Source organism: Sporolactobacillus laevolacticus DSM 442, assembly GCF_000497245.1.
GTDB classification, from domain to species: domain Bacteria; phylum Bacillota; class Bacilli; order Bacillales; family Sporolactobacillaceae; genus Sporolactobacillus; species Sporolactobacillus laevolacticus.
In genome coordinates this window covers 57,953-66,303 of record NZ_AWTC01000025.1, presented here as the reverse complement: position 1 = coordinate 66,303, position 8,351 = coordinate 57,953, and the positions used below count along the sequence as shown (strand labels likewise).

At 45.1% G+C, this 8,351-nt stretch carries 8 protein-coding genes; all 8 read right to left on the bottom strand.

Translation table 11 applies throughout. The annotated features are described in order from the left end of the window. Positions 1 to 411: 411 nt before the first annotated feature. Entirely contained in the window at positions 412 to 1,902 is a 1,491-nt protein-coding gene (lysS, locus tag P343_RS35750; protein ID WP_023511738.1) for a lysine--tRNA ligase, read from the bottom strand. Positions 1,903 to 2,137: 235 nt separating this feature from the next. Then, positions 2,138 to 3,130, bottom strand: a complete 993-nt coding sequence (gene dusB / locus P343_RS35745) for a tRNA dihydrouridine synthase DusB (RefSeq protein WP_023511736.1) — start codon at positions 3,128 to 3,130, stop codon at positions 2,138 to 2,140. Positions 3,131 to 3,151: 21 nt separating this feature from the next. After that, entirely contained in the window at positions 3,152 to 3,355 is a 204-nt protein-coding gene (locus tag P343_RS35740) for a helix-turn-helix transcriptional regulator (protein ID WP_023511735.1), read from the bottom strand. Further along, positions 3,307 to 4,188, bottom strand: coding sequence for a 2-amino-4-hydroxy-6-hydroxymethyldihydropteridine diphosphokinase (folK, locus tag P343_RS35735; RefSeq protein WP_023511734.1), 882 nt, complete (start codon positions 4,186 to 4,188; stop codon positions 3,307 to 3,309). The genes P343_RS35740 and folK overlap by 49 nt, the downstream gene beginning before the upstream one ends. Next, positions 4,181 to 4,951, bottom strand: a complete 771-nt coding sequence (gene folP, locus P343_RS35730; RefSeq protein WP_152525332.1) for a dihydropteroate synthase — start codon at positions 4,949 to 4,951, stop codon at positions 4,181 to 4,183. Before folP ends, folK begins: the two co-directional genes overlap by 8 nt. Positions 4,952 to 5,431: 480 nt before the next feature. Further along, positions 5,432 to 6,352, bottom strand: a complete 921-nt coding sequence (gene cysK, locus P343_RS35725; protein WP_023511732.1) for a cysteine synthase A — start codon at positions 6,350 to 6,352, stop codon at positions 5,432 to 5,434. Positions 6,353 to 6,554: 202 nt separating this feature from the next. Then, the gene (gene hslO / locus P343_RS35720) at positions 6,555 to 7,433 is read right to left on the bottom strand and encodes an Hsp33 family molecular chaperone HslO (protein ID WP_201767700.1); all 879 of its coding nucleotides are present in this window, start codon (positions 7,431 to 7,433) and stop codon (positions 6,555 to 6,557) included. A 9-nt stretch (positions 7,434 to 7,442) separates the two neighbouring features. Further along, the gene (locus P343_RS35715; RefSeq protein ID WP_023511730.1) at positions 7,443 to 8,207 is read right to left on the bottom strand and encodes a type III pantothenate kinase; all 765 of its coding nucleotides are present in this window, start codon (positions 8,205 to 8,207) and stop codon (positions 7,443 to 7,445) included. Positions 8,208 to 8,351 lie beyond the last annotated feature (144 nt).

Below are 8,351 nucleotides of genomic sequence, written 5' to 3'. Positions count from 1 at the left end.
CATAAGATCCATAGCAATTTTGAATTTATTAGGGGTTTGCCCTTTTAAATCACGCTTGGCTTTTGTTTAGTTTTCAAGGAACATTCTCGATCGCTTTCTGTGCGACTTGACTAGTCTATCAAGAAAATCAGATGATGTCAATAGTAAATTAACAAACATTTTTTCTCAAAAGAAAAGCATAGCAGCCTTCAAAAACGATCTTTTCTATTATACATATGCCAGCGCATTAAGTCAATAGTGTATGACCTCTCGTCCGACAACATAAAGATTCTATCAGCATTCTTTCAGTTTGTCAATAAGTAATTGGGGGATTGAATGAAACACAGCTTGTGCTACTATTCCTTGTACACACAAAAACCCACCGACTCAAAAGTGTTGCTTCTAAGTCAGTGGGCTTTACAAGCTCTATTATTAGTCTTTTCTTCTCATCTGTGGAAAGAGCAGTACATCGCGAATCGAAGCGGAATCAGTCAGTAGCATAATTAAGCGGTCAATGCCAATGCCGAGACCGCCGGTAGGCGGCATGCCGTACTCCATCGCTTCCAGAAAATCTTCGTCGATAATCTGGGCCTCATCATTACCGGCTTCACGTTCACGCATCTGATCTTCAAAACGTTCGCGTTGATCAATAGGATCGTTCAATTCACTGAATGCGTTGGCGTGCTCCCTGCCGACGATAAATAATTCAAAGCGATCGCTGAAGCGCGAATCTTTCAGATCTTTTTTCGCAAGTGGAGAGATGACGACCGGGTGACCATATATAAATGTCGGCTGAATCAATGTTTCTTCAACCTTTTGCTCAAAGAATTCGTTAACAACATGTCCATAAGTCATATCGCTTTTAACGGACACACCATTCTCGGCTGCCAGTTGTCGGGCCTCTTCATCCGTCATCTGCGGCCATAGATCGACTCCGGTTGCTTCTTTAATAGCATCGACCATATGCACACGGCGCCAGCGCGGCTTAAGATCAACCTTGGCATCCCCATAGGTAATCTCTGTGGTTCCCAGCACTTTTTCGGCTACGGCAGCAATAAGATTTTCCGTCAATTCCATGACGTCACGAAGATCCTGATACGCTGTGTACAATTCCAACATCGTGAATTCAGGGTTATGTTTGGTTGAGACGCCTTCATTTCGATACACGCGGCCGATTTCATAAACCTTTTCAAATCCGCCGATAATTAGCCGTTTCAGATGCAATTCAATAGCGATGCGCATATAAAGATCCATATCAAGCGCATTATGATGCGTAATGAATGGCCGAGCCGCAGCGCCGCCTGCAATAGAATGCATGGTTGGTGTTTCAACTTCGAGATACCCTTGTCCATCCAGTTGATCTCGAATAGCCTTGACAATCTTACTTCTCAAGATAAACGTTTCCCGAACTTCGGGATTTACAATCAGGTCAAGATAACGCTGGCGGTATCTTTGTTCCACATCTTTTAAACCATGAAATTTATCCGGCAGCGGACGCATTGCTTTGGATAATATGCCGAATTTGCTCACCTTGATCGACAATTCACCCACATGGGTTTTAAACACAGTGCCTTCGACGCTTACAAAGTCGCCGATATCGATATGTTTGAAAATCTCATATTGTTCTTCACCGACGGCATCTTTTCGAATATACAGCTGAATCCGTCCGCTGAAGTCCTGGATGTCCGCGAAACCTGCCTTGCCTTTGCGCCTTTTTGCCATTAATCGGCCGGCCATAACTACCGGAACAGCGTTTGCTTCAAGTTCTTCAGTTGACGTCTCTGCGTAAAGTGAACGAATTTTTTTCGTATCATGCGTCCGTTCATAACGGCCGCCAAACGGATTTACACCTTGTTCAATCAAAACCCTCAGCTTCTCTCGCCTTGCCTGAAGCTGGTCGGTCAGATCCACTTCCTGACTCATTCTTCTTTCAACCTCCAGTCATGTCCCGTCGCCCGAATATGCAGCTTACAATGCTGCGCTACCGTTGCCTGCAGGATCGAGCTATGCTCAATTTCAGATGTATTTGCATCTGTATCTAATAAAAAAACAGCGAATTTTTCAAAACACATCTGCATTATAAAGAAAACTGCCAGCAATACCACCGGCAGTTTGATATCTAATCGAATTATAGAGAATTAAAAAAACACTGTCAACCTCAGACGGTTGGGACCAAATCATGTTCCAGATCACTCCGGAAATCTTCTAGTATTTGGTGCAACTCGGCGCTGGTCTCACATTGATTGATCTTCTTCCGTACATCGTTCCCGCCACACAAGCCTTTCATATACCACGCCGCATGCTTCCTCATCTCGAGCGCAGCGATGTGCTCGCCCTTTAACTTGGTCAGCTGATCAAAATGGATCAGGCAAACATCCACTTTTTCTTTTGCCGTGGGTTCCGGGCTTAATATACCGCTCTCCAAATATTTTACCGTCCGATACAGCATCCATGGATTACCAAGAGCAGCGCGGCCGATCATCACGCCATCCACGCCGGTCTCTTCCAGCATTCGTTTCGCATCCATCGGCGTACGGACATCACCATTGCCGATCACCGGAATGCCGACGGACTCCTTTACTTGACGAATAATATCCCAGTCTGCATGCCCTTCATACATTTGAACTCGGGTGCGGCCATGGACAGCGACTGCGCTGCCGCCGGCACGTTCAACTGCCTGAGCATTGCGCACAGCATAAATATGGTCGTCATCCCAGCCTTTACGCATTTTAACAGTCACCGGCTTGTCCACTGCATCAACAACTGCCGACACCATTTCATAGATTTTATCAGGGTCAAGCAGCCATTTTGATCCGGCATCACATTTTGTTACCTTCGGAACCGGGCATCCCATATTTATATCAATAATATCTGCATTTGTATTTTGATCCACGTACTTCGCTGCCTGTACAAGCGTTTCTCTTGAACCACCGAAAATCTGCAGGCTGAGCGGCTTTTCACGGTCATCAATGTACAGCATGTCTAATGTTCTTTGATTATGGTGAATAATACCGCGGTCAGCGACCATTTCCGCACAGACCAATCCTGCGCCGAAGCGCTTGGCAATCAGTCGGAACGCCGAGTTGCAGACACCCGCCATTGGGGCGAGCACCACTTGATTTTTCATTGCAACTGGCCCAATTTTCAGCATCGAATCATCCTTTCTAAATTTTTAAAGTTCCTGCATCTCCTGAAGAGATACGCCCAATGTATCGCAAATTTTTAAAACAAGATCATTTTCAGGATCGCGGCTTTCTCTTTCAATTTCACCTAAAAGGGTTAAAGAAATACCCAGTTCTTTGGCTAGTTCAGCTTGCGTAAAGCCTTTCAGCTTTCGAAAAGCCCGAATTTTCCTTCCCCATTGTTCTTTTTCCATAACCGCACTCCCTCTTTTTCATTGAGATTCTGCCACAAATCCATCACTGAACGGTTGATCCCCGGAACAACCAAATGAGGTGCAATCTCAACAAGCGGTTTGAGAACAAATGCGCGGCGCGCAATTTCTGGGTGGGGTAAAGATAGTTCCTCGCTATGTGTAATCATCTGGCCAAAGAGCAAGAGATCAAGATCAATCGTTCTCGGCCCCCAATGTACATCTCTTTTTCTGTCGAGATCTGCTTCTATCTCGTGAAGGATCTGCAGTAAAGCTACCGGGGGAAGCAATGTTTCGATTTCAGTAATCATATTTAAAAAATCATTCTGCGCAACAGGTCCATAAGGATCAGTTTCATAAATAGATGAGGAGCGCACAACTTGGATTTTGGGTTCTTCCTGCAGCGCCTCGAGGGCACGTTTAAGGAAATTTTCGCGATCCTTAATATTTGACCCAAGACCAAGATAAGCAATTGAACGACTACGTTCGATGTCGACTGAGACGGAATCATAATGCCCAGCAATCGGCGGATTGGGTTTAATTACTTTGACGCGGCATGCGCTTACCAAAGGAAACCCGAGGAGCACCGCCCCTGCAATTCGCTCAGCTACCGTTTCAATCAAAGCGCAGGGTGGACCTTCGACAATCGCCTTGACTCGTTCATACACATCTGCGTAATTGACCGTTTGATCGAGTTGATCACTGCTTCCAGCTTGATAAAGATCACAAGTCAGCGATACATCGACATCAAACCTCTGACCGATTCTCCTCTCTTCAGGAAGCACACCATGATATCCATAGAATTGCATGCGATTCAACGAGATTGTATCAGTCAAGATGATCCTCCTGCAGCATCGTGTCCATCATTTTCGCCATGCGTGCAATCTGAAGCACATCATGGACACGCATAATCTGGTATCCCTTAGCAATGCCGAGGCAGACGGTTGCACCGGTGCCTTCTACCCGCCTGTCCACCGTAAGGTTTAATGTTTTGCCGATAAAACCTTTCCGGGATGTGCCAAGCAGAATTGGATAACCAAGTTCATGAAAGTCTTCAAGATGATTCATCACAAAAAGATTTTGCTGATAATCTTTTGCAAAGCCTATGCCCGGATCAAGAATAATTTTTTCAGGAGCAACGCCTGCATCCAGCACAAGATTAATGCTCTCGCGCAGGTCGCTTTTCATATCTTCAATAATGTCTTGGTAATGGTTGTTGTCACGATTATGCATAAGGATGATCGGCGCCTGATATTCGGCAGCGATTCTCGCCATATCCGGGTCCGCCTTCGCGCCCCAAACATCGTTTATTATATCCGCACCGGCATCGAGAGCCCGGCGAGCGGTTTCCGCCTTATAGGTGTCAATCGAAATCGGAATTCCCGAATGTTTTCTAATTGCCTGAATCATTGGGACCACACGCTCAATCTCTTCTTCCATACCCAGTGGCGTATGACCGGGACGCGTCGATTCTCCACCAACATCTATGATATCTGCGCCGTCATGCTCCATTTGCAGCGCATGCTTAACAGCTAAATCTTGTTGATTGAACTGTCCCCCATCGGAAAACGAATCCGGTGTGACGTTCAAGATCCCCATAATGACCGTCTTTTTTCGATAATCAAGAACGGTATCTCTTACATGCAGCAGATGATAAGGTGAAAGTTGAAATTTATTCACGAGTTATTCTCTATCCTCCTGAAGATCATTCACAGATTAACAAAATCAGTATAACACAGATAGACAGCATCCCCTCGCCAAAGATCCGATGAAAAACATTTTCACTCTGTATAAAAATAGACCTGAGTGTTCCCTTTATAATCAAAGCCCTGTTCATTTCTATTGTTGATCACGATTTATATTTTTAGAGATAAGAAATTTGCGAGACTCCTGCGGGACGGTACCTACTGATCGTGATCCTGGCGTGACCCTGTAGCGAAGGACCTGAGCGAGGAGGCTTACGGAGCGCCCGTGGAAAGTAAGCAAATTTCATGTTGATCAACACTAGCCAATAACAGACCAGAATCAAAAAAAATAATAGGTCCGGTTGCCCGGGCCTATTCTAAGTTCAATAATTGCTTATTCTTCAACTTGATAAAGCGGTGTGCTCAAATACCGTTCACCGTTATCAGGCACAACCACAACCACTTTCTTGCCTTTACCAAGCTTTTTGGCTACCTGGACGCCTCCATAAATAGCCGCTCCGCCAGAAATTCCTGAGAGAACTCCCTCTTTTTTGCCTGCGAGACGTGCATATTCGAATGCTTGTTCATTGGCAACATCGATAACTTCATCATAAATTTCCGTATCTAGCGTATCCGGAATAAAACCAGTACCAATGCCTTGAATTTTGTGAGGGCCACCTTTTCCACCATTCAGAACAGGTGAATCCTTTGGTTCAACTGCATAAACACGGATGTCCTTGAATTTTTCTTTCAACGCTTTTCCGCTTCCGCTTAACGTACCGCCTGTGCCGACACCGGCAACAAACGCGTCGAGGGAATCAAACGCTTCGGCAATTTCTTTTCCGGTTGTCAGGTAGTGAACTTGCGGGTTGGCAGGATTTTGGAACTGCTGAGGTAAAAAGTAGCCTTTTTCCTTTGCCAGTTCCTGAGCTTTGGCAATTGATCCTTTGATTGCCTGAGCACCTGGCGTAAGAATAACTTCCGCGCCGTATGCTTTAAACAGCTTTCGTCGTTCAATGCTCATCGTTTCAGGCATAACTAGAATAGCTTTGTATCCTTTCACAGCGGCAACAAGTGCCAAGCCGATGCCTGTATTGCCACTAGTAGGTTCAATAATTGTATCGTTAGGCTTCAATTTGCCTTCTTTTTCAGCCGCTTCAATCATCGCCAGCGCGATTCGATCCTTTACACTGCTGCCAGGATTAAAATATTCAAGCTTCGCGTACAACTCTGCATCATTCTCATCTGTCAAATGATTCAAGCGAACAATCGGTGTTTTGCCGATCAGTTCAGTAACCGAATTTGCAACTGTCATTAATAAGTCCCCCTTTAAACCTTAGTAATCATGTATGATTTATAAACTATACTATCAGTGAACAAATCTGCCGTCAAATATTAATCCTTTATTCTTAGCAAATACTTCCCTGTTTCGCTTATATGAAGAACATATGGTTTTTATGCTTGAAAGCATTAAGAACCTGCCCTGGGGCAAGCTCTTATCTTAGCATTTATTTCATTTAGTTAATCAGCGTTTTTAATTCATCAGCTGTGAAGTGGTAGCGTGTCTCGCAGAACTGGCAGGTAACTTCTGCTCCTCCGTCTTCCTCAATCATTGCCTGAATCTCTTTAGCGCCTAAACCGGAAATTGAATCACCAAATTTTTCTTTAGAGCAGTCACAATGAAAATGCACAGGATGCTTCTGCAGCTCTCGGTAGTCCCCATCCGGAAAAAGATCATCAAGCAGCTGTTCTGGAGAGTGGCCGGCGTCAATCAACTTGGAAATTGGCGGAATTTCCTTGAGCCGTTCCTCTAATTTTCCAATTACCGAATCTTCAGCACCCGGCAGCACTTGAATAATAAAACCGCCTGCGGCTTTCACTGAATGGTCGGGATTCACAAGCACGCCAACGCCGACAGCTGAAGGAACTTGTTCCGAACGCGCGAAATAGTAGGTAAAATCATCACCCAACTCTCCTGAAACGATGGGCACGCGACCCGTAAAATTTTCTCGGAGGCCAAGATCCTTAACCACACTTAAAAATCCACTGGTTCCAACTGCCCGTGCCACATCCAGTTTCCTATGCGCATTCAATTCAAAATGCACGTTGGGATTCGTTACATAACCGCGTACCCGGCCTTGAGTATCCGCATCGGAAATAATTGCACCGATCGGCCCTCCGCCTTGAACGGTCACCGTAATTTTTTCATCGCCCTTTTGTTGTGCGGCCATCATCATGGTTGCTGTCATTGTTCGTCCTAACGCGGCGGTTGCAGTCGGCCAGGTTTTATGGCGTGACTGCGCTTCCCGAATTGTTTCGGTGGTCACTGTCGTAATGACTCTGAGACTGTTGTTACACGCCAGCGCTTTTATAAAATAATCACCCACACCGATCATCCTTTCCTATCATAAATTACGCTGATAAATCAGAAAGAGTCCTTTTAGCGTCAAAAAAGGATCCACGTGATCGATCACATCGGTTTCGTTTGAAATCAGAGAGCAGAGCCCTCCGGTCGCTACAACAACAGGTTTTGTCGCCGCTTGCTTATTCATGCGCGAGACAATTCCTTCAACCTGGCCGACATAACCGAATAATACTCCAGACTGCATCGCATGGACGGTATTGCGGCCAACGATATGCGGCGGCTTGACAATCTCTATTCTTGGCAGCTTGGAGGCTTTCTCATAAAGCGCTTCTGTCGCAATATCAATACCTGGAGCAATTGCTCCTCCAATATAGCCTTTATGTTCATCAATGTAGGAATAAGTTGTCGCCGTTCCAAAGTCGATAACAATAATCGGTGCCTGGTAATCATTCACTGCGGCGACCGCATTCACAATTAAATCGGCGCCGAGCTCTTTTGGATTGTCGTATTTCAGGTTCAGTCCTGTTTTGATACCGGGACTGACAACCAATGGTTTTAAGTGAAAATATTTTTCACAAAGCCGCTCAAGTGCGAACATAATCGATGGAACAACCGATGAAATGACTACACCACTGAAATTCTGAAAAGATAAGCCACTATATTGAAATAGATCATTGATCAGCATAGCAAATTCATCTTCAGTCTTTTCCCGATCAGTTGAAATACGCCAATGATTGATCAGCTTCCCGTCATCATAAGCACCCAGAACAATATGGGTATTCCCAACGTCACAAACAAAAATCATATAATCTCCTCCAGTTGATTCGACAATACTGTTCAAAACTCAAACGATTGAGCCATTTATTCGTCAGTAAGAAAAATCGGGTAGCGCGGTTCTTGAATATAAGCGTGCGTGCCGACTGTTGAACGTCAATTTGCGCTCGATCAC

Bases quoted from the DNA above. Each gene is read 5' to 3' on its own strand.
- lysS (WP_023511738.1), bottom strand. From the start codon at position 1,902: ATGAGTCAGGAAGTGGATCTGACCGACCAGCTTCAGGCAAGGCGAGAG.
- dusB (WP_023511736.1), bottom strand. From the start codon at position 3,130: ATGCTGAAAATTGGGCCAGTTGCAATGAAAAATCAAGTGGTGCTCGCC.
- P343_RS35740 (WP_023511735.1), bottom strand. From the start codon at position 3,355: ATGGAAAAAGAACAATGGGGAAGGAAAATTCGGGCTTTTCGAAAGCTG.
- folP (WP_152525332.1), bottom strand. From the start codon at position 4,951: ATGGGGATCTTGAACGTCACACCGGATTCGTTTTCCGATGGGGGACAG.
- cysK (WP_023511732.1), bottom strand. From the start codon at position 6,352: ATGACAGTTGCAAATTCGGTTACTGAACTGATCGGCAAAACACCGATT.
- hslO (WP_201767700.1), bottom strand. From the start codon at position 7,433: ATGATCGGTGTGGGTGATTATTTTATAAAAGCGCTGGCGTGTAACAAC.
- P343_RS35715 (WP_023511730.1), bottom strand. From the start codon at position 8,207: ATGATTTTTGTTTGTGACGTTGGGAATACCCATATTGTTCTGGGTGCT.